The sequence below is a fragment of the Lysinibacillus sp. NPDC095746 genome (assembly GCF_044763535.1).
In the GTDB taxonomy this organism is placed as follows: domain Bacteria; phylum Bacillota; class Bacilli; order Bacillales_A; family Planococcaceae; genus Lysinibacillus.
In genome coordinates, this window is sequence record NZ_JBIWGL010000001.1 from 182,409 (window position 1) to 208,524 (window position 26,116).

The following is a 26,116-nucleotide window of genomic DNA, read 5'->3' on the forward strand; positions in this document are numbered from 1 at the left end:
TCGTCTGCACGAGTCTATTAGGTTGATGAACTAGTAAGCTACTTTTCTAAAATATTGATAAACTTTTTCAAGTTTTCTGCTTTGTCTCCCCTTCTTACTTTCCATATTGCCAAATTCAAAAAACTTCACTTGTTTAATACCAACAAAATTAAATAACGCTCTTTTCATTAATATTTTATGCGCATTATTGAGCCATAATAGTGGATATTTTGTTGGCCCTTTCATGGTCGAAATACACACCACTGATTTTCCTTTTAGAAGACCCTCAGGAAGTAGTCCCTTTTTATCTTTATAGGCAAAATTGGCCGCAAATAATTGATCAATATACCCTAAAAGCATTGCTGGTGGTCTTCCCCACCATATCGGATAAACAAAAACGATTTTATTAGCCCACTTAATTTGTTGACGATATTTCTCTAGCTTCGGATCACGAAACATATCACGACGGCGTTTATGTTCATGAAATACTAAAATTGGGTTAAATTGCTCCTCATATAAATCTAATACTTGAACCTCATTTACGAGCGGATTATCTTGACAACCCTTAATAGCCTCCTGTAAAAAAGCATAATTCAAACTTTTATGATTGGGATATGTATAAATAATTAATGTATTCACCATAAATCCTCCATTACTTATCATTTGATAATAAAATAATAAACCGTCTAAATTTAGTTGTCAAATGATAATTGTTTTGAGATAAGTTTTTTGTTATCTTGTCAGTAAGAGGTGAGCCTATTTGGACAAAAAACAATTATTTAATCAGTTCGTAGCTTTTACAACAGCGGTACACCAAGTAACGCATGAACTAACTCAAAACGTTAAAATCGATCATATTACACCAGTTCAATATAAAATTCTAGAATATATAACAGTAAGTCAGCCAGTTACACCTACTGAAATTAGTGATTGCCAGCATATGTCCTTACCTAATACAAGCCGTGAATTACGAAAATTACAGGAAAGAAAGTTTATTAAAAAAATTAGCGATACTGAAGATCGAAGAAAGCACTATGTTTGCCTTACAGAGGATGGAGAAAAAATAATGGGAGAAGCATTTGCCTGTATAGAAGAGCGCTTTCAACAACTTATCCAACATGCATCTAAAGAAGATATAAAGGACATTCATCATGCATTAAACGTTCTTAACGATAAAGTCTTTAACCCAAAATCATAAATGAAAACCTGCATGCTTTTCTTTAAGACAAGCATTGCAGGTTCTTTCATTGTTTATTATATTGGCATAGAAAGCGTTCCACACCCGGTATTTCTCTCCTAGGCTAGTTATGAAAAAACCATAGCATCGATAAAAATCTACAGCCTCATAATCTGTTTCTGCCACAATTGATGGGTACTTACTTGCTATAAAATGAATCATTTGACTGCCAATACCTTTTCCTCTTTGATCAGCTAATACAGCAAAATCTTAATCTTACACTTTGATCAATTACGCCAAGGCGTAATTGCGTCCGGAGTTTGAATTGTGCCCGCACAATTCATTCCTTTAAAAATCCGTGACATCCGCCGGAGGGTTTATCTTCATTCAATAAATGTTTGGCTGAAAAGAACCACACTTTATTCATCTCGCCATCTTCAGAGGTGGATTCTTCTGCTGAATGAAGATAAACTGATTTGTTCTATCCCAAACAACCGACTATTTCACCGCTAACTCCGAAACTATATAATGTCCTATTCGATAAAAGTATATATTTTTCATACTCTTGTTGAATAGCTGGTGAAATAGTGTTTGCTTGAACTATATTCAAATAACTTTCTCCTTAATTGTAGGTAGCAGGAATGACGACAGCATGACAAGCTTTTTCATAAAATTCGATTGGACCTGCTCCTCCGATAATTGCATATTCATAACCAATTTCGTGCATTTCTTTTAAACAATGATGGAGGAGAGAATATCCTATCCCCTTTACTCGATTAGTTTTAGCTACACCCATCGGGCCAAAATAACATTTTTTATTTTGATAAACGTCAAATGCAGCAAATCCAATTAGATCTCCATGATGATCAAAAGCTACATAGATGGGAGGCGTAGTACTTAAAAAGGCACTGTTAATCGTTTCTGACCATTCTTGCGAAAAATGACTTTCTACAAAATGAATTAGCTTACTTTTATCATCGCGATTGACTCTACGAATATTACTAGAAATCGAAACCGGGAATTGATAATTGTGAAGATGTGCAACCATATCCCGCGAAGTCGTACCAAGCTTTAAAATCATTTTCTTGTCTTCTTCTGAAACGAATTCGTCCAGCATATTCGACTTTATTAACGCTTTAAGTAAGTGACCTTCATTTATATAAACCTGGTTATAATTTTGCATATAAAAAGTCGCTTGTTCCAATACTGTTAAAACATCATTTGTTATAGGAACGTTAAATAAAGTATGGCTCGTAACTTTCTTGTCTGATTTTAGATCAAGTTCATGCATCAAATTTCTTATAGAAGCTTCATCTATCGTACATTTTAATACTATTTCGCCAAGGACCCCCTCTTTTTCTTTTAGACAAGCAAGTAAAAAATGAATAGGCTGTAACACTTTATGTTGTGAAGAGGCAGCTTCCTTTTCCGCATTCTTGAAGATTCTTAACATACGATTTGTTAATTTATTAACTGAATTCATTTACTCTCATCCCTTCGTTTCATTTGACCTTAATGATCGAGCTATATGTAATTTTTAATTGTCAGAACTTATCGTATCATTAATCATTTTTTCTATAAATAAAATCCGAACTATTTAGCGGGTATTCCCCTTGTTTTTCAATTTAGAAAAATGCCAATACATCGTCACCCATTTGCTCTTTCTTAAATAGTATAAAGATGTATAGAAGGAGGAGACATAAGTGGAAGCAGCAGTGTTAGACAAGAAGTGGATTGAAGATCATTTTGAAACACTTCCATTATGGCAACAGTCAGCATATACCGACTTCGCTGCCATGGTTGCAGATGAAGCAAATACGTTTCCCTGTATTCCAGCTAGAAAAGGCTTTTTATCGAATGAGCTACGCTATAGTTTTATCGGAGATCCACGACAGGAGCAATCGATCAAGACGTTAGCACGATGCTTAAAAGAATACGATAAGTGCGCTAAAACGTTTGGTAAATATACAACACATACTATTTTCTTTAAAACCCCTAATGATATGCATAAAAATTTCAATGTTGCAGATTATAGAAATTTATTTTGGTCTGTTTTAAACAATTTGACGAAATTCGATGATATCGATTGGCCAAAGGAAATTCCAACTGATCCAGCGCATCATGAATGGGAATTTTGTTTTAACGGTGCGCCTTATTTTGTGTCTTGTGCAACGCCAGCACATAAATTGCGCAAGAGTCGTAATTTTTCTACTTTATTAATGGCATTTCAGCCACGCTGGATATTTGAGGAAATGAACGACACTACTGTCTTTGGTCGCAAGTTAAAAAAGCTTATTCGTCAACGCATTAACGAATACGACGCTATTCCAGCTCATTCTGATTTAAAATGGTATGGGCAAGAAGGTAGTTATGAATGGAAGCAGTATTTTTTAAGTGATGATAATAGTAGTGCATCGAAATGTCCTTTTTTACGAATGCAACATGCTCTTCAGAACAAAGAGCATTAAACATGCTTACTGTGTTTTTGCCTTTTCATGACAATGCAAGTTGCAATTCCAATGATGATGATAAAAAGCAGGCTCACGAAAAAACCGAGTCTGCTTGTTTTTTCCCCTAATGTCCCAGACACCGTCACTACAATGAGCAACATCCCGATACCATTCTTCACATGCTCCCACTTCGACAACTCCATTAGCTTTCTATATGTCACTAAGATAAAGAGCCAGTTATAAATTAGCATTAAGCCTGCTGCAGTAACCAAATATTCAAAAATCTTTTCTGGCATAAGAAAGCCAATAATAATAGTGATGATTAAACCACTAGCTAAAAACAGAAATGCAGGAAATGGAATTTTCATCTTCCCTTTTTTCGCCAAAGCCGTTGGCGCATCATGATCCTCTGCCAAAGTAATGAGAATCGTAATAACCGCATATAACGAGGCTACCATTGTTGAAAAACCTGCAATAATTAACACGCCATTAAAAATGTCTGCAAAAAAAGGAATGTGATAACTGTTAAGCGCTGTAATAAATAGGCTTTCCTCAATATTAAAGTCCTTCCAAGATACAAGCGCCAAGGCAAGCATAATAGCCATTATAAAAATGACAGTTATAGCAATAATCATGACTTTTCCAGCTTTCGGTGCTTCTTTAGGATTTTTTAAATCAATGACCATTAAACCCATAACTTCTATTCCACCAAATGCATAAAAGGCATATAGCAGCCCAAGCCATAGTCCTTTCACACCTTGCGAAAAAAATTCTCCATAATTTGCATACAATGCATCGAGTGTCGTTGATTCCGAATTAAATCCTTTTATTAGTAAGACAGCCGCTACTATAATAAACATCACAACCGCCGCTGCCTTTAACGCACCAAAAATATTTTGAAATTTTTCAAAGCCCTTCATTCCCGTTAGAATAATGGCTAACCCAAGTGCAGCATAAATAGACGCAGCAACCCATAAAGGAAGCTCCGGAAACCACAGCTTTGTGAAAATACCGAGCGCCGTCAATTGGCTGCCCATAATGAGCATCTCAGAAATCAAGTAAATCCAGCCATTACTAAATCCTGCCCAATTGCCAAAAGCTTGCTTTGCATAAGTACGGAATGATCCCTTATCCGGATTATCAACTGACATCTTAACAAGGGCATCATAGACAATATACGTAGCAATGGCCGCTAACAAAAAAGGAATCACAACAGCAGGACCACTCTTATGAATGGCCATACTTGTCCCAAGAAAAAAGCCTGTTCCTAGTGTACAACCTATACCGAGAAGCGAAAGCTGCCACCAAGACAACCTCCCTTTACTTGTTTTAGATGTCATTTTGATCAAGCCTCCTGCCTTTTGGCTACTTTCTTAATAATGGCAATGTCATGCAACGAATGCCACCACCGCCTTTTTCAAGCTCTGTGACATCAATTTCTATCAAATTTTTCTTTTGTAATAGTGGATGCTTCGTCCAGTGCTGCTTCGTTGCTTGCTTACTAATTAACAGTGTTTCGGGATTGAGATTAATAAAATTAATATCAGGGATTGTCTTATATTTTTCAAGCCAGTAAACATCAAACCCATGGTGATTTAAAAATTGCTCGGCCATTTCAAAACGATTTATTTGAGCTGTGAACACGTGTACAGGAAAATACCGCATAAAGTTTTTAGCTATTAGCAAATTAGCGTTCGTCACATTGCAATTCATATCTAAATGAAGTGTATCGGAACGTCTTGGCAAATCTATGATGGCAATTTCCGAAAATCCTTCTTGGAAAATACGATCCTTAATACTTTCCACAGCCTCTAACGTTGTTCTCATTCCAATATTAATAAGTACGGCATCCTTATTTAAAATCAGCACATCTCCACATTCTAAAGCAGTAGAAGGTTGTTTAACTTTTTTTCCGGAAACCACTTTTCTAATAATGAGTGTGCATGTGGATACTCCGGACGCCTTAGCGAACTACCCGCCGCTCCATAGAAAATGCTATTTCCTATCACACAGGCTAGATCGCGAACAAAGTATCTATTAATAAGCTGTTCACTTACTGTTTTTACATCAGTTGATAGCTCTTCCGAATAATCAATAACCTTGACACCTGCATTTTCTAGTGTTGTCTTAAATCCCATGAAATTGTCCATTGCTTTTACATGATTAACAGCAGCATCCCATCCTACATTTTCAGCTATTGTTAAATCTGGTACATCTAATTTGGAAGGTGCACAAAGCATAACAACCTTAAGTTCTTCATGCTCCGACCAACAATTCGGTTGAAATGAGTTCATAATGTATTCCCCCTTTCTTCATGACTATCTTTGTTAGCGTTACCACCAAGATTAAGATTATACAAATTAAAGGAGGATTTTTTTGTTTTTACACTATCTCAATAACGCAAATGAACTGTTATTATTAATGGTGGTTGGGGGCTTCCAGGCGGTTTTGATCGAATTAGGGGAAAGCTTAGAACATACTGCAAAAAGAGAAGTTTTAGAAAAAAAGGTTTAGTTAAAGAGGACCTAAAGTGATTAGAGGTATTTTTTCAGGTATCTTAAAGTATCGAATGGGGATGAATTATACGGCAGTCAATTTTAGTTATTCTTTATAAAGAATAAAAGACAATGCAATATTACTCATTAATCACTTATGCCTCGGCATAAGTGTGTCTAGAATCGGCTTTGTGCTTGCACAAAGCGCTCCTTTCCAATTCCGCATAGATAGCAAATATATTGAACCATCTATAACAAAGTTAATTAAGCTTTTGTTTTCTCTCAAAGAGTGTTTGAAAAGCTGTTTCATTTCGTTGAGGGACAGTAAATCAATTACAAAAGGCATCGCTTGTTCTACCTTCATCAATGAAAATATTGGTGATAAGCTTGCTCAGCATCCATTTCGCTCGTAAATATTAACATATCATCTGTTAGCGGGTAATACGTCTCAAAGAGAAATAGCGCTAGCTCCTTTGGATTATCTGGATTGTTCACTACTGCAGCTTCCTGTATGTTTACTACTTGCTGAATAGATGAATATTGATAAAAAATGAAAACTATATCCCCTGCACTATATTGCTGCTGTTGTTTCATTCCATCACCTTCCTATGCCTTTCCACTAGTTTGGTGTAAGAAGAGATTAATTATCACTATGTTTAAAAATATTTAATTGCAAATAAAGCTCTTTAAATCAAAAGTGGCGGCAGATTCTTTTACATTATGGAACGCCTCCGTTTCATAATGTAGCTTTGTGCCAGATGGGGATGGCGCTTCGCCGACTGATTGCAAAGCCAGTTTCTCTTTTAACATCAAAAAAAGCAAGTCACCTTTTAATGATGACTTGCATTACTCTTCGATTTATTTCGTCAAATCAATTTTTTTATTTAATAAATAAATAGTCATACCACCAACAGTCATGGATAGCAACTCCCCAACACCTACAGTAAACCAGGTCGCCCAAAAAGGAAAATTATTGAGAATTGTTAATTGTCCTGCAACGGTAAACATCGATACAGCAAAAATCAATGCAGTAATAACCATTTTCATTATTTCATTTGTTATATTTTTCGTTACGCTGCGGCAAAGAATTAAAACTAGAAATGTCGCAATTCCACCAATAGGTACATCTAATACCCACGTTGGTGACATAAAATTTGCGAGTACTACTCCTAGCGTCACGGCTAATACATAGCGCTTGTTATAGAGGGCTAGGTAGTTAAACATTTCCGACAAACGTAGTTGAATTGCCCCAAAACTAATGACAGACAATAAAACTGTTACAGCCACATATAAAGCTGCAACAAGTGCCGTCTTTGTAAGTTCTGTTACAGAAGTACGGCTGGAATCTTTTACAATAGATGTATGCAATTTTATTCTCCTTTGTAAAATAGCATATCCGCCATTTTAGTAATAACTACGGCCAAAGGAAGAGAGCTTTTCACCCTATCTGAAGTGCCGCAGTGCAAGCTAAATTTTGCTTACTTGCGTATTATAGCAGAACAATTTACGATTAAACAATACTATTTAGTAAGCCATCCGCCATCAATCGGTATAATTGCACCGTGTATATAATCAGCTGATGGACTAGCTAAATAAAGTGTTAAACTCGCCACTTCACTTGGTTGGGCCCAGCGTCCAGCAGGCGTTTCACCGGCGACCCATTTTGCGATCGCACCATCACCTTCAAAATCTGCTTTGTTCATCGGTGTTTGAATGGCTCCAGGTGCAATGGCATTGGCACGAATTCCTTCACGACAATAATCTAAGTCTAACTGTTTCGTATAGCCGACAATTGCATGTTTGGATGCTGTATACGCTGCGCCCCCACCGCCAGCAACAAGCCCAGCGATAGATGCCATATTAACGATTGTGCCTGATTTTCGTTTAACCATATGGGGTAATATCGTATTTGTCACAAAATAAGTACCTTTTACATTAGTATTCATAATTTTATCCCAAAGCGCCTCATCGGTATCAAGCGTTTTAGCAAAGCCATCTAATACGCCTGCGGTATTTAATAAAATATCTACTTGTTTAAATATTGAAAGCGCCGCTTCAAATGCTTGCTCTACATCGTCCTTATTGCATACACTGCCTACTTTATAGGCAAATTGTTCAGGATATTGATAATGTAGACTTTCTAACCCTTGCTCATCTAAATCAAACCCGAATACACTTGCCCCATTTTCTAAAAATGCAATAGCTTGAGCTTGACCAATACCTGAAGCAGCCCCCGTTACAAATACCGTTTTACCGTTATATTCTTCAAACTTCATACATATCTCTCCTCAAAAAACAAAGAAACCACCTCATTTGAGATGGCTCTTTCGATTAATTGACAATTACCCAATCTTCCGCTAATAAATCACAAACTGTTGGTGTGAACATTGTATAGCCCTCACCACGTACATTAATTAAAAAATAAGGATTCAGAGCCTCGCCATCATGTTCGCTTTGTCCAACAAGCTTCACATATAATTCAGCACCGCCCCATCCTTTACGAATTACTTTTTCTCCCGCTTTTAAGCGTGGTAATATCTCTTCAAACGTCATTTAAATTCATCCTTTTATTTACTTTCTTTATCGGATTAGTATACTGGAAATCTCAAATGTTGACAACCTAATCAATTATGCCTCAGCATAATTGTAGCTGTCCGCAACGGATCAACAAAGCGGCCGGAATCATCTTTGTACTTAAGCCTACGTGAAGTAGTCAGTTAGCCGTTAGCGCATAGACGCAATGATTTTTAGGCAACATCCTATATAAGAACCGCATTCCAATTCTGTGATATTTCCATAGGCTAGTAACTACTTGAAACAATTCGAGTTTAATGTAAATTCATCAACGTCAACGTTAGGGCTAAACTTTGACATTTCAAGCCTTCAAGTAATTTTCTCTACTCACCTTATATCAATCCATTTTTTTCTTCATTTGCACTTGCTCTGTCTTTACCTCTAGCCCATTCTCCATCAAATAGCTCGCCGCTGGATTGCTCGCTAAAAAGTTAACTGTAGCTAAATTTACTTTGTGATTTGTAATGCTTGCGATAAAGTGTGGTATATGTTCTACCTTGCCATTTTCCAATAACACTAATTGATAAAGCACTATGTGGTCGATTGCTCCATCCATATCCCATACGATTTTATATAACATATAACCAATCGCTTCATTATTCTCGTTGAAAAAAACTTTCGCTTCACCTTGTTTATTACTTTGCCAGCTACATTGCCAAGGAACATCTTCCTGGTAAAAAAATAAATAAGGAAGCTGCTCTGGCCGAATAGTTTCCACATGAATTGCGGCCTGTTCCTCTATTTTTGCTTCATATTCGCCACTTAAAAATAGCAATTTATTTGTAATTGTATAGCCATGCTTCTCATATAACGCAATGGCTACTTTATTCTCTTTTATAGCTTCAAGCGTTGCAACTTCCACATTCTCTCTTTCATAGATGGCGTTTGTTTCTTCCATTAAAACACGGGAAACACCTTGACCGCGATAGTCGGGAGAGATACCTGTTCCACCATTCCAAGCGATTTTCTTACCATCCATTTCTCTAAAGCCATTTAATACAATGCCTACAGGATTATTTCGATCAAATGCGACAATTGAAAGCTCTGGCGATAATCCCTCTTTAACGAGGCGGTTTAAAAACATCTCTTCATTCATTTCTATTTGAACAAAATATCCCTCAAAGCCTTTATTCCAAGCTTTTAAAACTTCCGCTAAAGTGCACTGTGAAACTGTTTTTATTTCCATGCTTTTCTCCCATCCCTAGCTTAATTAGAGCCACTACCTAAAAATGATAGATCTTCTAAAGTTAATTTTCTTATTATCTCATACCCATTTCCAGGACCATTTGGCCTAACAATAACCATTCCCATATTAGAAATATTCCCTAACCCAACACCTTCGGGAAAGCTGTGGGCAACGATTACTTGATTCGTACCATGTGGTGGCTTTCTTTCTAACATCGATTGTAGATTTGATAATATATTTGTTTTTTCAACGATAGGTATGTTTCCACCCAATTTATAAATTTCATACCCGATTGGATCAATTTGGATATAGGCATATGGAAATGCGAGCTGTGCCGTTTCAATTGTACGACAAAAAGGACTTGCGACAATCGGTGAACTGATCGGGATTTGATAATAGCGAAGCATTTGTCCAAAGTAAATGGCCTCCCTGCGCCCAACGTCAGACAAATTTCTTTGCGTATAGCAATCTTGAAAATTTAAATTTGTCTGATCTACCCCGACAGTCGCTTGGCCATGTCTCGCATACAAAATGAATCCACCCTTTTTCAATAAAGAAAGGATTGATTTATCCAAATATTTCATCTCCTCCTAATAGAGTACCATTTTGATTATTAATAATATATGAAAAGAATCGCTCAAAAAATGTAAAATGAAAGTTAAAAAAGCTTTTTACATTGTGAGAGTTACTTCAGCAGTAGAGCAGCTAATTTCATCCACATTCCCATTCTCCCCATTTAGGCGTTTTGCGTAAGGTGAAACTTTATTATATGGGTACCGGCAGGAAAATACGGGTTTGCAACGCTAAGCCCATTTCCCTAACGGTACCCCTTTATGCAGCTTTAATTTAATCCAATTCATCAGATTTTTGAAATCTTATTCTATCCTTATTTGTTGGAATTCCATTATTTACTTTTTCCCATCTGCCATTTTTTAATAATTCGTATTGTTCAAAAGCAAAAGGCAATCCGTTTGCTGTAGCTATGTCACTACTATCCATAAGTTGAAAATGCAAATGCGGAGCAAAGGAGTTACCTGAATGACCAACTCTACCAATAACTTCACCTTTTTTTACACTCTGACCAACTGAAACCTGAATTGATCCTGTTTGAAGATGGACTAATGCAGCATATACGTTATCGCCACATTCTATAATGATGTAGTTGCCAGCAACTGATTGAATGTCGTCTTTCTTAGGGTCGAAATAATGAGCATTTTTATAAGCGTTAGACATATCTGAAAGCAATTTTGTTCGTGTTCGTTCTTTATAACCATCCTCTGCTTGGACAACGATCCCATCGCAAGGAGCATATACATCTTGCCCCCAACAATAATATTCATCTAAAGGAACCCCCAAAAATAGATATTGCGCCAAACTAACACGATAGGCGGGCCAGCCCTTTCTTTCCCAATCCACTTGTATAAAGTCATACGCATATCTTGATGCTAATTTATTTGTGCCGTGACTCGGAATTTTTGTACCCGGAGTGTTAGGAGAGTGCCATTCTCCTCTCAAAGGAAACTCAACAATTATCGGCTCACGCGCATCATTCATCTAATATCCCTCCCCTGTCGATTCTTTACCTACATTGAAAATAACTAGTGCTATAAGCGGAAATCCCAGTACCATACTGATACGTGCAGTCATACTTTTTTTTTCATGTTGAACGCACATTTCCCAATCCCTTAATCATTTATTGTTGTAGAATACTTTTTTAAGTTCATCAAAATACCCATCAAGTTTTTCAACAACGAGTTCATAATTCAAAGACTGAGATTCTGAATTTCTAATATCATCTAATATTTCATTAGTAAATCCAATATTAGACCAAAATATAAACTGCTTGCATTTTTCTATATCTAGCTCCTTTCTAAACTTATCTTCATCTATTTCATCAAATAATTTAGGATAACAGTTTGAATGTTCTTTGTTTGCTCTATTTTCGAGTTCCTCATTAATCTCGTTGGAATTAGTAGTTCGTGAAAGTTTATTAAATTCTAAAATCCAAGGGTACTTTTCAGATAATTCAATTTGCAAAAAATATGATTGACGCAATCTGTCAAAAATATCTTTTGTATCATAATTCATCAGTTCAAAATACTCCTTTTTAATTAGGTCAGAGAAGTAATCATACACAACTAGAAAAAGCTCTTGTTTGCTACTTACATAGTGAAACATAAGAGCTTTAGATATTCCGGCTTCTTTTGCTATTACATTTGTTGAAGCGTTGTCATACCCCTGTAATGAAAATTCTTTTAACGCTGCATTTAGAATTGCGTTTCTTCTTTGAGGGTCTAAATCTAATAATTTTGTCAACATTCGTCACTCCTTATAAGAAGCATAATTAACCTACTAGGTCAATTCCATATTAAGGTTATTTATCTAAAAGGTCAAACGTAGTGTTAGTTAATCAAGAATTCCACAATTTTTTTGAGTACAAACAACTTTAAAGAGCCTTATTACAATAAAACGAAATCCACGGCTTTAATGATTCTAGGGGAGAGCAAGAAGATAATCTATAAGGGAATGTAAAAGGGCTTGGAGCAGTTCGAGGATTATGCTAAGTTTGAAGCTTTAAACGGATGGCAGATGAGTTAGGAACACGGCTAGAAGGAGTAGACTCGATAAAAGCAACTACTGAAATCAAAGATGAGCGAGGAATATAAAAATTATTTAGAGAGCGTTGGGTTAGAAATGCGGGCGTATTATAATTGCAAATAAAGCCGTCCAATCCGACGGCTTTATTTGCATTACTTTAACGCTTTATTTTTATGAAGTTTGGAAATTTACTTTATTGGAATGGTAACTATTGCTGTTGTCTCTAAATGTTTTGATGAATCGATAGAAATTTGACCGTCGTACTTATTAACAATTTCATTCACAATAAACAAGCCCTGCCCTCTTATTTTACCAATTCCTGGCTTTTTAGTGGAGAATCCTTGCTTGAATATTTGCCCTGCCTGTACAATATTTGGTCCGGTATTTGTAACCTTAAATTCATATTGATTATCATCAGCTTTACAGCAAATTGTAATTTTTCGTTGCTCTTCTGGTAATTCATTTGCCGCATCAATCGCATTATCTATTAAATTCGACAAGATTTTGATTAAATCCGTTGTTTTAATTTTATTAAATGCATCCTGTGAGACTGAAAAATCCATATCAATATTATGATTTTGTGCAGTTAGTTTTTTCGTTTGTAATAATATTGCCAAGCCAGGATGATCAATATTTAATTTGAGTGACCTAATAGTCTGAACCTCTTTGGAAAGTGAAGATAAATATTGTTTGGCCTGATCTGGTTTGTCTAATTGCAGAAATCCATGTAACACTTGTATATGATTGGTGAAATCATGTCTTAAAGAGGACACGGAAGTGATTAAAGTTTTAATTTCTGCTTGATATGTATCCTCTGTCGCTCCAACTTCCTTCGCTACTTCTTTTTGATACCATCTCTGTAAGAAGAAAACAGAGCAGATAACGATTAAAATGAGCAAACCATTAAAAATAAAGATAAAAAGATTGTCTTTGATCACTTTTCCCTTGATGCCATTTAATGTGTCTGCACTAATATCAATTCCTATGTATGCAATAATCTTCCCTGCTTTATCTTTGATCGGTGCACCAACAGTTAAGTAAGACCCGTATATAGGATCTGCTATTACTTCTGTTACAAAGGTTTCTCCTTTAAAAGCTCTTTGCACTTGCATCTCTGGTACTGTACAGTCCATTCCGATATCAAAGCCTTTAGATTCAGGTGGTAAACCCATAATCATTGCTTTGGATACCTTTGGGTTATCAATCTCTAATGTATAAACAAATAAGGCACCTATTTTTACTCTTGCATCATTTAAGTAATTTCTTAATTGCCAATAATAATCGTTTTTCACAGGGTTATCTAAAAATTGTTTGTACGCCTCTACATCAATTGAAGATGCAATAGAACTAGCAGCTTCCAGACTTTGGTTAGCTATTGACTCTTCAACTGTCTTTTTCATTTTTATGTAGGATGTAAAGATGTTTAAACTTGTAAACAATATTAATAAGATAATTGATAGTAGTAAAATTAGTTTTATTTTTCGTGTTTTCATACAAACTGGTACTTCCTCATCTATAGACATGAATAATGCCTTAATTTAGTTGGGCTTGGCCTTCGCATAATGACGTCCGGAATCGGCTTTTTGTTATGTATAAGATTCCAGATTTTTCGCCTCTCTAAATAACACTATTCGTTCTTATCTTATCATCCCAAGCAAGTTTTGACTATTACCAACCCACTTTATCGCCCCTTACTTTTGGGCTATCTCCTTCCCGTATTAATGTTGGAGAAGTCTTGTTCAGGACTGATAAAATTCTAAAACAATTTTTATTTTTGAGCGAAACACCCTTCTAGTTGCAACCATTAGTTTAATAATCCTTCCCTAGAAAGTAAACTAAAAAGCCAAACAAACTTTTATCATGCCCCCTTTCTTATTATATATTACTTATTCCATTCCATCTTTGTTGTTTAGATCAATTCAACCTTTTAACCTTTTTGGAAGCGCTAGAGCTTCATCCAAATAATCTTTAAAGGAAATTGTAATCGGTTCAGCGTCCTCTCCTAAGATTGACGGACCCTTGAATATTTTTTTCCTTCATACTCGTTGCTTGAATTGTAACAATAACCATGTGGAAGTTCTGTAATTAATGTAAGTGCTTCTTCAATATTTTTACATCGTTCTAATAATAAATCGTTGAAGCAATAAAGCCCCGCCACGGTACTCATTGTTAACAAAATGTAGACACAACTAACCCATACTCATTATACAAGTCTTCCATTATATAATGTTGGACGAAAATCAAAGTTTCTAATTTAATTTCCGTCTTACAGCACATTTCTGGAAAGGTAATATTATAGCCACTATACATATCAATGACGGAATTCGGCGTTTGAAGCTAATCCAACGGCCAAGCCTTCCTTTTCTTGCAAAAGACTAAGGGCATGAAATCGTTTTGCCATTTGGATATTTATAAAGTTCAGAGATTTATTTTGTAGTGGATGACAGGTTGACAGTAGTGCTTTACCTTAGATCTCATTACTTTTCTTACCCTAATGTAATTGACTTTTTAAATTCATCGTAAAGCTTCAAGTTAATAAAAAAGGTCAAGTGAAATAAGATATAAAAAGATCAGGCCTATAAAAGCCCGATCTCTACATTATAAATATTTATTTTTTCCTACTCGATGTCTTTGTCTTATCCTGTACATTTAAAAATTTAGGTCGCGTACGATAACCTGCTGGAGATAAGCGAAATAAAGATCCTTTTATCTCCTGCCAATTTAAATCTGCGCCCATATTTAAGAATGGAACACCTAATACTCGTATATTCGCAGTATAAAGAAGTATGAAGAACACCGAAATGAAGAATCCAAATAACCCAAAAAAGGCAGATGCTAAAATGATGATAATCCTGAGAATGCTCATTGCTGTTACGATAGACTGATTGATAAGTGTATAGGCTGCAATACTGGAAGTAGCGATAACTACAATCATGGAAGGACTCGTTACACCCGATTTAATAGCTGCATCTCCAATAATTAACCCCCCAACAACACTTATGGAACCACTAATAACATTGGGTAAATGTATATTTGCTTCTCGAAATAATTCAAACATAAAAAGCATCATTAATGTTTCAAGAATTGTTGGAAATGGGAGACCCGTTCTTGACTCAACAACTGTTGCTAATAGAATGAATGGCAATTGCTCTTGATGGTAGGTTGTAAGTGCAATCCAAAAACCTGGTAAAAGTACACTTATTAAAATAGCTACTATTCGTAGTATACGCTCCATAGAACTTATAATAATCGGATACTCATTATCCTCACCGGATTTAAAGAGTAACATTGAATTTGTAGGTGTAATAATGGCATATGATACACCATCAACTATGATGATAATGCGCCCTCTACTTAAAGCTTGTACAGCATAATCAGGACGTCCAGTATAATCATGTCTCGGTATAATTTTAGTACTCTTTTCAATTCTTTCCATCAATAAATCCCCACTAAAAACAATATCTGTATCAACTTGCTGCAGCTGTAATTTTAATTTCTCAAGCATCTTTTGATTAACGACATCTTCAAAATAAAGTACAGCTACGGTTGTTTTGGAGCGTTTACCAAGTTCATATGTTTCAACACTTAATGAATTGGTAGGTAATCGTTTTCGTACTAAAGCGATATTAATAAAAACATCCTCAATAAAATCATCTCTTGGACCTCTGACAACTAATTCAAGAGTTGTTTCTTTAGGTTCTCTATTTGGTTTTTTTGCGATATAACTCGAATACAACAAATTCTGATTTTCAAAATATAATAAAACATGCCCTTTATAGACTCTAGTCATCGCATCATCTTTACTTGTTATTCTCTGAAGATGGGGAATGTGTAAATTATTTTGTATATGTTCCTCTAACAATTCCTCCGATTTTCCAGTAAATAATGATTGTACTCGTTGTACAATCACAGTCTGCAGTAACCGCTCATCCATCATTCCTTCACATTTTATCAAATGTACTTTATGTTGCTGAAATAAATATTCTTGGAATATTACATCAGCAGAGCGTTGAAATAGTGACTTCAAAGATTTGATATTTAATTCTTGTTGCATTGAAGAAATATCCCTCATCTCCTACTGAGCCAGCTCCTAATTAGTACATTTATGAGTAATAACACAAATACACTTACGGCTATTTTCCCCACGGTCTAAAAAAATATGCAAGAAAACTTTAATGTTCATAATGCTTTTTCAGAATAATTCACCTACGAATTTTTCATACTATTATTAGAAAAACTTATCCAATTATCTTCTTTAAATTCGCCATTTCAATAGCAGACATTGCTGCATCATAGCCTTTATTTCCTGATTTAGTCCCTGCACGCTCAATCGCTTGTTCAATACTTTCTGTAGTAACAATGCCAAAAATAACAGGTACATTTGTAGTTAGTGATACATTAGCAATTCCTTTTGCTGATTCATTACATACATAATCATAATGTGTTGTTGAGCCACGGATTACAGTACCTAATCCAATTATTGCATCATATTTCTTTGTTTCGGCTAACTGTTTTGCAATGAACGGAACTTCAAATGCACCAGGAACCCATGCGACATCGATAGAATTCTCATCCACACCATGACGCTTTAAACCATCTAATGCACCGTCTAATAATTTGCTTGTAATAAATTCGTTGAAACGACCAACTACTACTGCTATTTTTAAATCCGTACCAATCAATTGTGCTTCAAATGTTTTAACCATTGTTCTTTTCTCCTTTTATATAGACATTTTATTCTCTTCCATTATTTGTTGACGACGATAAGTGGCCAATGCTTCTATGGAAATCATTTTTAAATGATGTAGCGCTGCGTATTTAACAAGGTCATTAAAGCGTAGCATTTTGCCATTGTCCCCCATAATTTCACAAATAATGCCCGCAGGAATACTATGACACAGCTTGGCCAAATCAATTGTAGCTTCTGTATGTCCTCTACGCTCTAATACACCATTTTCCTTTGCAATTAACGGGAATACATGACCGGGTCTACGAAAATCCGCAGGTTTCGCTTGTGGTTCTAGCATTTTTTGTATAGTCATTGCCCGTTCAAAGGCACTAATTCCAGTCGTTGTTTCTACATGATCTATACTAACGGTAAATGCCGTTTGATGATTATCTGTATTAATACTAACCATAGGCTTTAATGCTAATTTTTGTGCAAGCTCCTGTGAAATCGGCGTACAAATAAGACCTCTTCCATAGGTCGCCATAAAGTTAATCGTTTCTGGGGTCATAAATTCCGCAAGTGCGAGTAAGTCCCCTTCGTTTTCTCGGTCCTCGTCATCTACTACAATAATCATCTTCCCTTGTTTTAAATCCTCTAATGCTTCTTCAATTGAATGTAGCAATATCGCCACCTCCAGCTCGTAAAATGTATTAGATCCATTATGCCTCGGCATAATTGCGTCTAAAATCTTTAACTTCTTTTAGCAGATATTTGGATTCTAATAGAAGTTAAAACCCGTTTTTTGCTAAGAAGTCTCTTGAAATGGTTGGTGCTTCCTGTCCACGCTTAAGTTGATGCAAAATGTATTTTCCAACTAAATCGGTTTCAACATTGACGAGATCACCAATTTTTTTCATACCTAAAATAGTTTCCTTGTATGTGTGAGGTATCAGTGATACTGTGATACCGTTTTTCTCGACATGGAAGAGGGTTAAACTCGTTCCGTCAATTGTGACGGAGCCCTTTGGTATACAGTAGCTCGTTAACTCCTTCGATAATTCAATATCAATATAGACTGCATTTGCTAATGGTCGCTTGCGCACTATTTTCCCTATCCCGTCTACATGTCCGGATACAAAATGACCACCGAAACGTCCATTAGCTGACATAGCGCGCTCTAAATTTACCGGATCTCCAACTGCGAGCTGTTGTAAATTTGTTGCGCTCACTGTTTCAGGCATTACATCCATCGTTAGCTCTTGTTCATTAAAATGTATCACTGTTAAACAAACACCATTGACCGCTATACTGTCTCCGAGCTTTACATCCTCTACCATTTGCTTTGAAATCACGGTAATTTTCATACTTTGCCGATCTCTTTGCATGGTTTTTACGGTACCAATATCCTCAACAATTCCTGTAAACACTTTTTCACCCGCTTTCAATCAATTAATAAATTTCCGTTCAAACAAAAAACCCCTTAAATGAAAGGGGTTTGGGAGTTTATCTACATAAGACGTCAACAAATAAACCTCATGGATATAATATTTTTTCCACAGGCTGTTATCTCATCGTTCTTCTCCCATCCAGACTGTCACTGTCGGTTTTGGATTCGCACCAAATCAGCTTGCGCTCACGGACTTTGAATTTCTTCATCACCGCCGATTGGGAATTTCACCCTACCCCGAAGAACTACTGCTATTCAATTTTTTAGCTAAATAAAACAAAAACTACTTCCCGGCTATAAAATGGGAAGTAGTTAACATAAAAGCATACTCAAAGAAACCTTATAAACTCAAGCGAATTTAAAAAGCTCATACTTTTACCCTTCTCCCATCCAGACTATAACTGTCGGTTTTGGATTTGCACCAAATCAGCTTGCGCTCACGGACTTTGAATTTCTTCATCACCGCCGATTGGGAATTTCACCCTACCCTGAAGGATATTTTTATTTAGCTACTTCTAACGATAACACTATTTTATTTTATTATCCAGATAATTCTTAATAAAAATTTTTTTCTCTACCTAATTTCGCTTTCGTAAATTTGTACTGTTTAAAAAGACAGTTAATCTACCATCAACAGAGATAACAGTACCAGCCATGAAGCTTGCTTTATCTGAAGCTAACAATAGGCCCGCTTCTACTACTTCTTCTGGTTCCCAAGGCGTCCCATCCGTACACGTGACATTTCTTCTCTTACGTACACTGAACTTATTATGATATTTTGCGCAAGCATTGGCATCGCACTCAATTCCTATAACTTCCTCGGTAAAAAACGAGATACAACACAAGATGCTTCATAATAGTTGTACCTGTCACCCTGCTCAATACCATCGGATGACAGGTACATTTTTGTCCATTCAACTACATAATAAAGATGATTTCGTTATTGATTTCAACGCATTTTTCGGTACAATATTTACCAATGAAGATACCTTACTCCCTTTCATCAAAAAAACATTTACCCTTTAGTAAAAAAATTATTCATCAAGGGTAATTTACAATACGCTGTTTCATATCCTGTATAATCATGTCATTATTTTTTGAATAGGCAGTAACATTTTCAAGAAAAAAACGTCTTTACAACTAGATTATAAAGGAGACAATTTGTAATGAAATATATTATCTTTGATTTTGATGGAACACTGGCAGATTCTACAGCAGTGTTTACATCAGCTTGGAATACGATTGCACAAAAATATAAATTTAAAGGAATAGAGTTAAAGGAAATCGAATCATTAAAAAAATTATCTATAGCGGAGCGCAGTAAATTATTCGACTTCCCAATGTATAAATTGCCCATGATTTTACCACAGTTTTATCGCTTGTATCGTCAGTCATTAAATGATGTTCATCTTTATGATGGCATTAAAGATGTCCTTTTGGAAATTGATAAAAGAGGCTATAAAATCCTTATTATTTCCTCTAATTCACAAGAGAATATTTTAGAATTTCTAAAAATGAACGGCATTCATTGTGTATCAAATGTTCTATGTTCGAACCGTATTTTCGGAAAAGATAAAGTAATAAAAAAATTTTTAAAGGACTCAGGCATTACCCCTTCTGAAGTTTTATACATCGGTGATGAGCAAAGAGATATTGTAGCCTGCAAAAAAGTGGGCGTGCCAATTATTTGGGTTGGTTGGGGATATGACGCTATTGAAGTTGTATGCCAAGAAGATCCCGAGTACAAAGTAACTACACCACAAGAGATTTTAAATATCATCTAAACGAATAGGATCATAGCGATTAAAAAATGGCTATGATCCTATTGTAGTTGAAAAAAAGTATGGCCTTTCGGCAAAGTGAGGGGGTAATTACCGTGCGGACTGGGCACTTTACTAAGGACGTCCAAGAAGCCGCTTTCCTGGCAATGCTCGCTCCAAGGTCTCTGTTTTTTGCGCGAAAGCGAAGCGGCAGCGGCACCGAAGTTGGTCACAAAGCGTTATCATAGGACGTAATGGTCGTAGCCTTCGTTCCTCTATCTCTAATCCACAAGGAGTCGCCCAATCTTCACTCTAATTTAATGGATAATACGAAAGCGAAGCGACAACACTAAATACTTATGTATGAAAAGTGTCAGCGATATTTCTTTTCTGCAGTTCTAACAAAAAAAAAGACACATTGTAAGTGTCTATGAAAAAAACTATGGCTTTTTCAAGTTGGCTACATATTTTTTTGCTGTTCTGATCTCAATTGTAAGAGAATTTTTACTATAGCTAGCTTTAATTAAAAATGGTACGTTAGTTGTATTTTGAAATCTAAAATCTAAACCACCATAGGAAACTGTAGCATCTCTTCCTTTTGGAACATACCCGACATCCAATGAATGGTGGTGACGTTCTACAAATTTCACCGGTATTTGATCAACCGCGTTAAATAAGGTTGAGGACGTTTGACAGATGCCTCCCCCAATGCCCATCACAACCTTTTTGTTGATGATCTCTGGTGCAGGCTGATAACCATTAACTTCATCCCTAGGTCCAACAACTGTATTAAAGGAGAAATAATCACCACTTCCAACGATAACATTATTAATGGCCTTCGCAGAAAGTTCAATATTTTTATTTCTTCCTACATCATGAGTATTGAAATAAGTTGTATAGGATCCAACAGCTACGTCTTCTAAATACGGAATGTCTTCAAAATTATAGCCGCTTTCTGTAACAGATAGGGGCAACTCCACTTTACCACCAGTTGCTGATGCTTCTAATATTCTCTCTACTAAGTCACTTTCTTTTAAAACAATTAAAGGACTACCTTTAATTACTTTTCCTTGATCATCTAGCTTATCGAGTATCATCCGCTTATCATAGCCGGTTGTTTTTTCATTTCCTCGCGCCAAATCTTTTGCTAATTGCTTAATTTGTTCTGTATACGATTGTCGATCTCGTTCGTAGTCCATTTCCTTCGGTGCAATTGTTTGGATGATACCTTTTGTTGAAGGTTCTTCGATTTCAACCACGATGGGCTCTGCTTGTTGTAAGGTAACAGGCTTTTTTACATCATCCGCTTTTTGCTCTGACGCTTGAATTTGTTGTTCTTGCTTTTTCTCATCTACATTTTTCCCCTGACAGCCAATTAGCCCAACTGTACAAATAATGGATATTGTGGTTATCCACTTCTTTTTCAAATAAAACACCTACCCTATCGATATACTACAGAGACATCTTATTCGTGAATTGCTGATAGTGTGTTTCATTTCATCATTTTTATTTGTTTATAAAAGGGAATCATTTTTTCATTTAGCATATTTCACTTTAAACCTAAAGATCAATACTATATAAATCCAATCATAAATAAAGATTGCAAGCGAAATAATAGTAATCAAAGGCGTTCTAAAATACAAATAAAAGCAAACTGCCGCAAACACAGTACCGATCATTTTACAAACGGCTATACCCATCGATTGTCCACTTAAGTTCCCTCTCTGAATGAATAAGGCGATAAAAAGCCCTGACATCATCAGATTTTGGAAAAATGCTGCATATATGCCTGCTGTATCTTTGAATTCATGCATCAGCGCTAAAATCGTGAAAAAGCTTACTACGAGTGTTATGAAAAAAGATGAATAAAATACCTTTCTCGGAATAACTTTTTTATACTCCTTATAACCATAAAGTAAAAATTGCATCAGAATGAAGATATCCAAAAGAAACCATAGGAAAGTAAGGATCCTCATCAAATCATTTAGCGGAAACATAAATGAAAAAATAAATTCCCATGAAATATTGGCACAAATTGCAGCCATAGGCATGCCATATCTCTTATCCTTTATTCCTTGTTTGATGATTAATATATATGTAATAATCCAAAATAGCCACATGCCAAATTGGCTGATCAATATGAATTTTTCTTGCGTCATATCTACAAACTCCTTCCCTCTAATTATCATTCTTCGATACTATATGTGAAGAAATCTATTGTTTATGTCATAGGAATTGTAGAAAATACTTATGGCTCAAATAATCTAAAGAGTAAGTGCCTATACATTCATTAACCAATCATATATAGTAAGACGAGGTGATAATATGAAAACTAAAATTTATTATGATAACGACCAATTTATTGCAGGCACTACCTTAAAGGATGACATCGAGCCGGAACATAACAATATGGCGCTCCATACATGTGTGAATGAAGCAGATGTGCTAAAAAATCGAAAACAATTAGCAGCTACTTTAAATTGTGACTTAAATAATTTTATTTGCACGCAACAAACACATAGTGCTAATTTCCATAAAGTCACGATTTCTGATAAAGGACGAGGCGCTGAGCAAATGGACACTGCCATTAGTAATACCGATGCACTTTATACATTAGAGCCGAATTTACTTTTATGTAGTTTTACAGCAGATTGCGTACCTGTTATTTTTTATAATAAAGTTAATGGCCTTATTGGCGTAGTGCATTCAGGCTGGCAGGGCACCGTCAAGGAAGTCACATCAAAGCTTTTCCAACATTTGATAGAGCATGAGCAATGTCATCCACAACATTTTCACGTCCAAATCGGTATGGCACTTAGTCAGCAGAAATTTGAGGTGGATGCAGATGTTTATGAAAAATTCCACAACCTAGGCTATGCCGAGGACTTTATGTATTACAATGCAGAAACAAATAAATATCATATTGATAATCAGCAAACTGTCAAAAAACAATGTGAGCTTGCAGGTATTCCAGCTGAGCAGATTTTGATTGATACAACATGCACATTCCTTAGCCCAGATGGTTTTTCCTACCGTCAAGATAAACAGACTGGCAGACATTTAAGCTTCATTATGCGTAAAGAACAATAATTAAAAGGGACAATCCAATTATTTATTAACGGATTGTCCCTTTTGCAGTAGATCATACATGCTAAGTGGTTGGAGTGGGATTTTTCTTTGCGAAACAAAAGCAAAAAGGGTGTATCTCTTAGTAGAAATACACCCTTTTAATATTTCATTTTTTAACTGGACGTTCTTTGCCAATTCTAAAAACATAATAGCTAATAATAACAAGAGCTAAAAAAATAATTCCCACGATAAGAGATACTCTAGTATCCTCATTAAACCACATACCGATTAGCACCATTACTAAAAACGCAATCGTTATATAGTTTGTAAATGGTGCAATTGGCATTTTGAATGGGTGCTTTGACAGTTGTTCACCTTTTATTTTTCTAAATCGTATTTGACTTATTAAAATAACAAACCAAGGAATCATCCCCGGTAATACACTTGCACTGTATACATATACAAATAAATTCTTTGGTGCTATATAGCTCAGAATAACACCGACGGCCAAACCAACTAGCACGCCTACTGTGCCGAAAATAGGAACACCATTACTAGAAAGCTTCGCAAAAAATTTAGGTGCCTGTCCATTCATAGCAAGCGTATACAACATACGTCCTGCACTATAAATGCCACTATTACAGCCTGACATTGCCGCTGTAATGACAACAAAATTAATAATTCCTGCCGCAGCAGTAATTCCAACCTTTGCAAAAGTTGCAACAAACGGGCTACCAATCGTACCTAATTCATCCCACGGATAAACTGTTACAATGACAAAGATTGCACCGATATAAAATATTAAAATACGCCAAATAATACTTTGAATTGCATTCGTAATCGTTTTTTTAGGATTTTTCGCTTCTCCTGCTGTAATCCCAATGAGCTCAACGCCCTGATAGGCTGCAACTACTAATGATAACGCAAAGAAGAAGCCTGTCCAGCCACCTGTAAAGAAGCCTCCGTGATTCCAAAGGTTCGATAATCCAAGTGCCACACCTTCGTTCCCGATCCCAAAGAAAATAAGACCAAAGCCTGCAACAATCATTAAAACAATCGTCACAATTTTAATCATGGCAAACCAAAACTCAAATTCTCCAAATGTTTTAACAGAAATAAAGTTGGCTACACCTAAAATCACCATTGCAATTAACCCTGGAATCCATGCTGGCAAATCAGGATACCAATATTGCATATACGTTCCTACTGCTATAATCTCTGACATCCCAACAATAACCCACTGAAACCAGTTACTCCACGCCGTTACATAACCGGCTAATGGGTGTATATATTTATAGCCAAACGTTGCAAAGGAACCAGTACTCGGCTCCATATAAAGCATTTCTCCCATTGCTCGCATAATGAAAAAGATAAAAATACCTGCTATTGCATATGCAAGGAGCACGGAAGGCCCTGTCCACTGAATGGCACTAGCAGACCCCATAAACAAGCCCACGCCAATAGTACCTCCAAGAGCAATCATTTGGATATGACGTGCATCTAATCCCCTATTTAACTCTTTATTTGCCACAAATTACGCCTCTTTCTAAAGTTCTTTCTACGATGAATTATCTTATAATAATAATCAATTCTATGAAAAAACACAATTGTATTTTTAGGAAAAACACGATTATAGCAATAATAAAGCAAGGATTTTAAGCATTTTGGTGTTCTATCTATCGCCTTGACGGTTCTTTCGGATGACTTCTGCGGGTCTTTCCGTCGCTTCAGCAGTTCTTGCCATGACTTTTGGAATTCTATCCGTCGCCTTGACGGTTCTTTCCGTCGCTTCAGCTCTTCTTTCTATTTTGCCTGTTCTATCTGTCGCTTTGGCTTTTCCATCCGTCGTTTTGACTTTCCATCAGTCAAGCCCTTAATATTGTGTAAAATTCTATACAAAGTTTTTCAACCCTGATTTTAGTTTTCCTAAATCTTACGGCTTATGTTGGAATTCGCCGCTAAAACTTTGAGTTTCGCCGCCAACCAAGCAAAGAACGCCGCTAAACTATAAAGTTTCGCTGCTAACAAGCTTTTTATCAGCAATTGTCGGAAGTTTATCAGCGATTTTGCTGTTTTTATCAGCGATTGTTGGAGGTTTATCAGCAATTTTGCTGTTTTTATCAGCGATTGTTGGAGGTTTATCAGCAATTTTGCTGTTTTTATCAGCGATTGTTGGAGGTTAATCAGCGATTTTGCTGTTTTTCCATCCGTCGCCTTGGCTGTTCTTTCCTTCGCTTCGGCTATTCTTTCCGTCACCTTGACTGTTCTATCCATCACTTTGACGGTTCTATCCACGACTTTGGCTGTTCTATCCACGATTTTGATGGTTACGACTTCTACAGGTCTTTCCGTCGCCTTGGCTGTTATTTCTGCTTTGCCTGTTCTTTCCGTCGCTTTGGCTGTTCTTTCCGTCGCTTCGGCTTTTCTTTCCGTCGCTTCGGCTTTTCTTTCCGTTGCTTTGGCGGTTCTTTCCGTCGCTTCAGCTCTTCTTTCCGCTTTGCCTGTTCTTTCTGTCGCTTTGGCGGTTCTTTCTGCTTTGCCTGTTCTTTCCGTCGCTTCGGCTGGTCTTTCCGTCGCCTTGGCTGTTCTTTCCGTCGCTTCAGCTCTTCTTTCTATTTTGCCTGTTCTATCTGTCGCTTTGGCTTTTCCATCCGTCGTTTTGACTTTCCATCAGTCAAGCCCTTAATATTGTGTAAAATTCTATACAAAGTT

The 26,116-nt window shown here is 36.2% G+C and carries 29 protein-coding genes, 1 pseudogene and 2 riboswitches; of the genes and pseudogenes, 6 read left to right on the plus strand and 24 right to left on the minus strand.

Going from position 1 to position 26,116, the window contains the following annotated elements; translation table 11 throughout:
* Positions 1 to 30: 30 nt before the first annotated feature.
* Positions 31 to 618 carry an NAD(P)H-dependent oxidoreductase gene (locus ACIQ7N_RS00905; protein WP_402929611.1) on the minus strand — a complete coding sequence of 196 codons (588 nt, stop codon included), beginning with the start codon at positions 616 to 618 and terminating at the stop codon, positions 31 to 33.
* A 121-nt stretch (positions 619 to 739) separates the two neighbouring features.
* Between ACIQ7N_RS00905 and ACIQ7N_RS00910 the strand changes: the two genes are divergently transcribed.
* Positions 740 to 1,177: a MarR family winged helix-turn-helix transcriptional regulator gene (locus ACIQ7N_RS00910; protein ID WP_402929613.1), complete on the plus strand. Its 438-nt coding sequence runs from the start codon at positions 740 to 742 to the stop codon at positions 1,175 to 1,177.
* Here the strand turns inward: ACIQ7N_RS00910 and ACIQ7N_RS00915 are convergent.
* A complete protein-coding gene (locus ACIQ7N_RS00915) occupies positions 1,172 to 1,378 on the minus strand; it encodes a hypothetical protein (protein WP_402929615.1) in 207 nt (68 codons plus the stop codon). The two genes, ACIQ7N_RS00910 and ACIQ7N_RS00915, sit on opposite strands and share 6 nt — an antisense overlap.
* A 400-nt stretch (positions 1,379 to 1,778) precedes the next feature.
* On the minus strand, positions 1,779 to 2,639 hold the full coding sequence (locus tag ACIQ7N_RS00920) for a GNAT family N-acetyltransferase (RefSeq protein WP_402929616.1): 861 nt from the start codon (positions 2,637 to 2,639) through the stop codon (positions 1,779 to 1,781).
* 220 nt (positions 2,640 to 2,859) lie between these two features.
* Between ACIQ7N_RS00920 and ACIQ7N_RS00925 the strand changes: the two genes are divergently transcribed.
* The gene (locus tag ACIQ7N_RS00925) at positions 2,860 to 3,624 is read left to right on the plus strand and encodes a YqcI/YcgG family protein (protein ID WP_402929618.1); all 765 of its coding nucleotides are present in this window, start codon (positions 2,860 to 2,862) and stop codon (positions 3,622 to 3,624) included.
* On the opposite strand, the gene ACIQ7N_RS00930 is transcribed toward ACIQ7N_RS00925, so the two are convergent.
* From ACIQ7N_RS00930 to ACIQ7N_RS00940, 3 genes are read right to left on the minus strand one after another with little or no spacing between them, the layout of a single operon-like run.
* Complete coding sequence (locus ACIQ7N_RS00930; RefSeq protein WP_402929620.1) at positions 3,621 to 4,946, minus strand: amino acid permease; 1,326 nt, start codon at positions 4,944 to 4,946, stop codon at positions 3,621 to 3,623. The two genes, ACIQ7N_RS00925 and ACIQ7N_RS00930, sit on opposite strands and share 4 nt — an antisense overlap.
* 25 nt (positions 4,947 to 4,971) lie before the next feature.
* Positions 4,972 to 5,475, minus strand: a complete 504-nt coding sequence (locus ACIQ7N_RS00935) for an arginine deiminase family protein (RefSeq protein ID WP_402929622.1) — start codon at positions 5,473 to 5,475, stop codon at positions 4,972 to 4,974.
* Between the two features lie 11 nt (positions 5,476 to 5,486).
* Positions 5,487 to 5,900, minus strand: coding sequence for a hypothetical protein (locus ACIQ7N_RS00940; protein WP_402929624.1), 414 nt, complete (start codon positions 5,898 to 5,900; stop codon positions 5,487 to 5,489).
* An 82-nt stretch (positions 5,901 to 5,982) separates the two neighbouring features.
* Here ACIQ7N_RS00940 and ACIQ7N_RS00945 point away from each other — a divergent pair, with 82 nt between their 5' ends.
* Complete coding sequence (locus ACIQ7N_RS00945; RefSeq protein ID WP_402929626.1) at positions 5,983 to 6,120, plus strand: hypothetical protein; 138 nt, start codon at positions 5,983 to 5,985, stop codon at positions 6,118 to 6,120.
* A 344-nt stretch (positions 6,121 to 6,464) separates the two neighbouring features.
* Here the strand turns inward: ACIQ7N_RS00945 and ACIQ7N_RS00950 are convergent, their stop codons facing one another.
* The 14 genes and pseudogenes from ACIQ7N_RS00950 to ribE form a co-directional block, all read right to left on the minus strand.
* Entirely contained in the window at positions 6,465 to 6,695 is a 231-nt protein-coding gene (locus ACIQ7N_RS00950; RefSeq protein ID WP_402929628.1) for a transcriptional regulator SplA domain-containing protein, read from the minus strand.
* 72 nt (positions 6,696 to 6,767) lie between these two features.
* A complete protein-coding gene (locus ACIQ7N_RS00955) occupies positions 6,768 to 6,914 on the minus strand; it encodes a hypothetical protein (RefSeq protein WP_402929630.1) in 147 nt (48 codons plus the stop codon).
* 45 nt (positions 6,915 to 6,959) lie between these two features.
* Complete coding sequence (locus ACIQ7N_RS00960; RefSeq protein ID WP_402929632.1) at positions 6,960 to 7,469, minus strand: QueT transporter family protein; 510 nt, start codon at positions 7,467 to 7,469, stop codon at positions 6,960 to 6,962.
* A 152-nt stretch (positions 7,470 to 7,621) separates the two neighbouring features.
* Positions 7,622 to 8,377 (minus strand): 3-oxoacyl-ACP reductase, encoded by a 756-nt coding sequence (locus ACIQ7N_RS00965; RefSeq protein WP_402929633.1) that lies wholly within the window; start codon positions 8,375 to 8,377, stop codon positions 7,622 to 7,624.
* Positions 8,378 to 8,432: 55 nt separating this feature from the next.
* Positions 8,433 to 8,654, minus strand: coding sequence for a DUF2829 domain-containing protein (locus ACIQ7N_RS00970; RefSeq protein ID WP_142508321.1), 222 nt, complete (start codon positions 8,652 to 8,654; stop codon positions 8,433 to 8,435).
* A 358-nt stretch (positions 8,655 to 9,012) separates the two neighbouring features.
* Positions 9,013 to 9,861, minus strand: a complete 849-nt coding sequence (locus tag ACIQ7N_RS00975; RefSeq protein ID WP_402929635.1) for a GNAT family N-acetyltransferase — start codon at positions 9,859 to 9,861, stop codon at positions 9,013 to 9,015.
* Positions 9,862 to 9,881: 20 nt separating this feature from the next.
* On the minus strand, positions 9,882 to 10,445 hold the full coding sequence (locus ACIQ7N_RS00980; RefSeq protein ID WP_402929636.1) for a histidine phosphatase family protein: 564 nt from the start codon (positions 10,443 to 10,445) through the stop codon (positions 9,882 to 9,884).
* Between the two features lie 262 nt (positions 10,446 to 10,707).
* The gene (locus ACIQ7N_RS00985; RefSeq protein ID WP_402929638.1) at positions 10,708 to 11,415 is read right to left on the minus strand and encodes a M23 family metallopeptidase; all 708 of its coding nucleotides are present in this window, start codon (positions 11,413 to 11,415) and stop codon (positions 10,708 to 10,710) included.
* Positions 11,416 to 11,550: 135 nt separating this feature from the next.
* Positions 11,551 to 12,177, minus strand: a complete 627-nt coding sequence (locus tag ACIQ7N_RS00990; RefSeq protein ID WP_402929640.1) for a TetR/AcrR family transcriptional regulator — start codon at positions 12,175 to 12,177, stop codon at positions 11,551 to 11,553.
* Between the two features lie 470 nt (positions 12,178 to 12,647).
* Complete coding sequence (locus tag ACIQ7N_RS00995) at positions 12,648 to 13,952, minus strand: Spo0B domain-containing protein (RefSeq protein WP_402929641.1); 1,305 nt, start codon at positions 13,950 to 13,952, stop codon at positions 12,648 to 12,650.
* Between the two features lie 1,115 nt (positions 13,953 to 15,067).
* Positions 15,068 to 16,513 carry a spore germination protein gene (locus tag ACIQ7N_RS01000; RefSeq protein ID WP_402929643.1) on the minus strand — a complete coding sequence of 482 codons (1,446 nt, stop codon included), beginning with the start codon at positions 16,511 to 16,513 and terminating at the stop codon, positions 15,068 to 15,070.
* 184 nt (positions 16,514 to 16,697) lie between these two features.
* Positions 16,698 to 17,165 carry a 6,7-dimethyl-8-ribityllumazine synthase gene (gene ribH, locus ACIQ7N_RS01005; RefSeq protein ID WP_402929645.1) on the minus strand — a complete coding sequence of 156 codons (468 nt, stop codon included), beginning with the start codon at positions 17,163 to 17,165 and terminating at the stop codon, positions 16,698 to 16,700.
* Positions 17,166 to 17,216: 51 nt separating this feature from the next.
* A pseudogene (gene ribB / locus ACIQ7N_RS01010) lies at positions 17,217 to 17,810 on the minus strand (3,4-dihydroxy-2-butanone-4-phosphate synthase); the annotation flags it as partial.
* A gap of 106 nt (positions 17,811 to 17,916) precedes the next feature.
* Complete coding sequence (gene ribE, locus ACIQ7N_RS01015) at positions 17,917 to 18,555, minus strand: riboflavin synthase (RefSeq protein WP_402929647.1); 639 nt, start codon at positions 18,553 to 18,555, stop codon at positions 17,917 to 17,919.
* A 143-nt stretch (positions 18,556 to 18,698) separates the two neighbouring features.
* Positions 18,699 to 18,824, minus strand: a riboswitch (FMN riboswitch).
* A gap of 125 nt (positions 18,825 to 18,949) precedes the next feature.
* Positions 18,950 to 19,075, minus strand: a riboswitch (FMN riboswitch).
* Between the two features lie 666 nt (positions 19,076 to 19,741).
* Here ribE and ACIQ7N_RS01020 point away from each other — a divergent pair.
* The gene (locus tag ACIQ7N_RS01020) at positions 19,742 to 20,359 is read left to right on the plus strand and encodes an HAD hydrolase-like protein (RefSeq protein WP_402929649.1); all 618 of its coding nucleotides are present in this window, start codon (positions 19,742 to 19,744) and stop codon (positions 20,357 to 20,359) included.
* Between the two features lie 416 nt (positions 20,360 to 20,775).
* Here the strand turns inward: ACIQ7N_RS01020 and ACIQ7N_RS01025 are convergent, their stop codons facing one another.
* Together ACIQ7N_RS01025 and ACIQ7N_RS01030 are read right to left on the minus strand one after the other, a co-directional pair.
* Complete coding sequence (locus ACIQ7N_RS01025) at positions 20,776 to 21,762, minus strand: VanW family protein (protein ID WP_402929650.1); 987 nt, start codon at positions 21,760 to 21,762, stop codon at positions 20,776 to 20,778.
* Between the two features lie 108 nt (positions 21,763 to 21,870).
* A complete protein-coding gene (locus ACIQ7N_RS01030; protein WP_248718487.1) occupies positions 21,871 to 22,494 on the minus strand; it encodes a transmembrane-type terpene cyclase in 624 nt (207 codons plus the stop codon).
* 166 nt (positions 22,495 to 22,660) lie between these two features.
* On the opposite strand from ACIQ7N_RS01030, the gene pgeF reads away from it, so the two are divergent.
* Positions 22,661 to 23,425, plus strand: coding sequence for a peptidoglycan editing factor PgeF (gene pgeF, locus ACIQ7N_RS01035; protein ID WP_402929652.1), 765 nt, complete (start codon positions 22,661 to 22,663; stop codon positions 23,423 to 23,425).
* Between the two features lie 145 nt (positions 23,426 to 23,570).
* On the opposite strand, the gene ACIQ7N_RS01040 is transcribed toward pgeF, so the two are convergent.
* On the minus strand, positions 23,571 to 24,935 hold the full coding sequence (locus ACIQ7N_RS01040; RefSeq protein ID WP_402929654.1) for an amino acid permease: 1,365 nt from the start codon (positions 24,933 to 24,935) through the stop codon (positions 23,571 to 23,573).
* A gap of 395 nt (positions 24,936 to 25,330) precedes the next feature.
* Positions 25,331 to 25,699, minus strand: a complete 369-nt coding sequence (locus tag ACIQ7N_RS01045) for a hypothetical protein (protein WP_402929656.1) — start codon at positions 25,697 to 25,699, stop codon at positions 25,331 to 25,333.
* 25 nt (positions 25,700 to 25,724) lie between these two features.
* Between ACIQ7N_RS01045 and ACIQ7N_RS01050 the strand changes: the two genes are divergently transcribed.
* Positions 25,725 to 26,090, plus strand: coding sequence for a hypothetical protein (locus ACIQ7N_RS01050; protein WP_402929658.1), 366 nt, complete (start codon positions 25,725 to 25,727; stop codon positions 26,088 to 26,090).
* Positions 26,091 to 26,116 lie beyond the last annotated feature (26 nt).

Excerpts from the sequence above, each read along its gene's own strand:
- ACIQ7N_RS00975 (WP_402929635.1), bottom strand. The coding sequence starts at position 9,861 with ATGGAAATAAAAACAGTTTCACAGTGCACTTTAGCGGAAGTTTTAAAA.
- ACIQ7N_RS00965 (WP_402929633.1), bottom strand. The coding sequence starts at position 8,377 with ATGAAGTTTGAAGAATATAACGGTAAAACGGTATTTGTAACGGGGGCT.
- ACIQ7N_RS00995 (WP_402929641.1), bottom strand. The coding sequence starts at position 13,952 with ATGAAAACACGAAAAATAAAACTAATTTTACTACTATCAATTATCTTA.
- ACIQ7N_RS01020 (WP_402929649.1), top strand. The coding sequence starts at position 19,742 with ATGAAATATATTATCTTTGATTTTGATGGAACACTGGCAGATTCTACA.
- ACIQ7N_RS00915 (WP_402929615.1), bottom strand. The coding sequence starts at position 1,378 with ATGATTCATTTTATAGCAAGTAAGTACCCATCAATTGTGGCAGAAACA.
- ACIQ7N_RS00985 (WP_402929638.1), bottom strand. The coding sequence starts at position 11,415 with ATGAATGATGCGCGTGAGCCGATAATTGTTGAGTTTCCTTTGAGAGGA.
- ACIQ7N_RS00980 (WP_402929636.1), bottom strand. The coding sequence starts at position 10,445 with ATGAAATATTTGGATAAATCAATCCTTTCTTTATTGAAAAAGGGTGGA.
- pgeF (WP_402929652.1), top strand. The coding sequence starts at position 22,661 with ATGAAAACTAAAATTTATTATGATAACGACCAATTTATTGCAGGCACT.
- ACIQ7N_RS00970 (WP_142508321.1), bottom strand. The coding sequence starts at position 8,654 with ATGACGTTTGAAGAGATATTACCACGCTTAAAAGCGGGAGAAAAAGTA.
- ribH (WP_402929645.1), bottom strand. The coding sequence starts at position 17,165 with ATGGTTAAAACATTTGAAGCACAATTGATTGGTACGGATTTAAAAATA.
- ACIQ7N_RS00940 (WP_402929624.1), bottom strand. The coding sequence starts at position 5,900 with ATGAACTCATTTCAACCGAATTGTTGGTCGGAGCATGAAGAACTTAAG.
- ACIQ7N_RS01030 (WP_248718487.1), bottom strand. The coding sequence starts at position 22,494 with ATGACGCAAGAAAAATTCATATTGATCAGCCAATTTGGCATGTGGCTA.
- ACIQ7N_RS01000 (WP_402929643.1), bottom strand. The coding sequence starts at position 16,513 with ATGCAACAAGAATTAAATATCAAATCTTTGAAGTCACTATTTCAACGC.
- ACIQ7N_RS00920 (WP_402929616.1), bottom strand. The coding sequence starts at position 2,639 with ATGAATTCAGTTAATAAATTAACAAATCGTATGTTAAGAATCTTCAAG.
- ACIQ7N_RS00950 (WP_402929628.1), bottom strand. The coding sequence starts at position 6,695 with ATGAAACAACAGCAGCAATATAGTGCAGGGGATATAGTTTTCATTTTT.
- ACIQ7N_RS00930 (WP_402929620.1), bottom strand. The coding sequence starts at position 4,946 with ATGACATCTAAAACAAGTAAAGGGAGGTTGTCTTGGTGGCAGCTTTCG.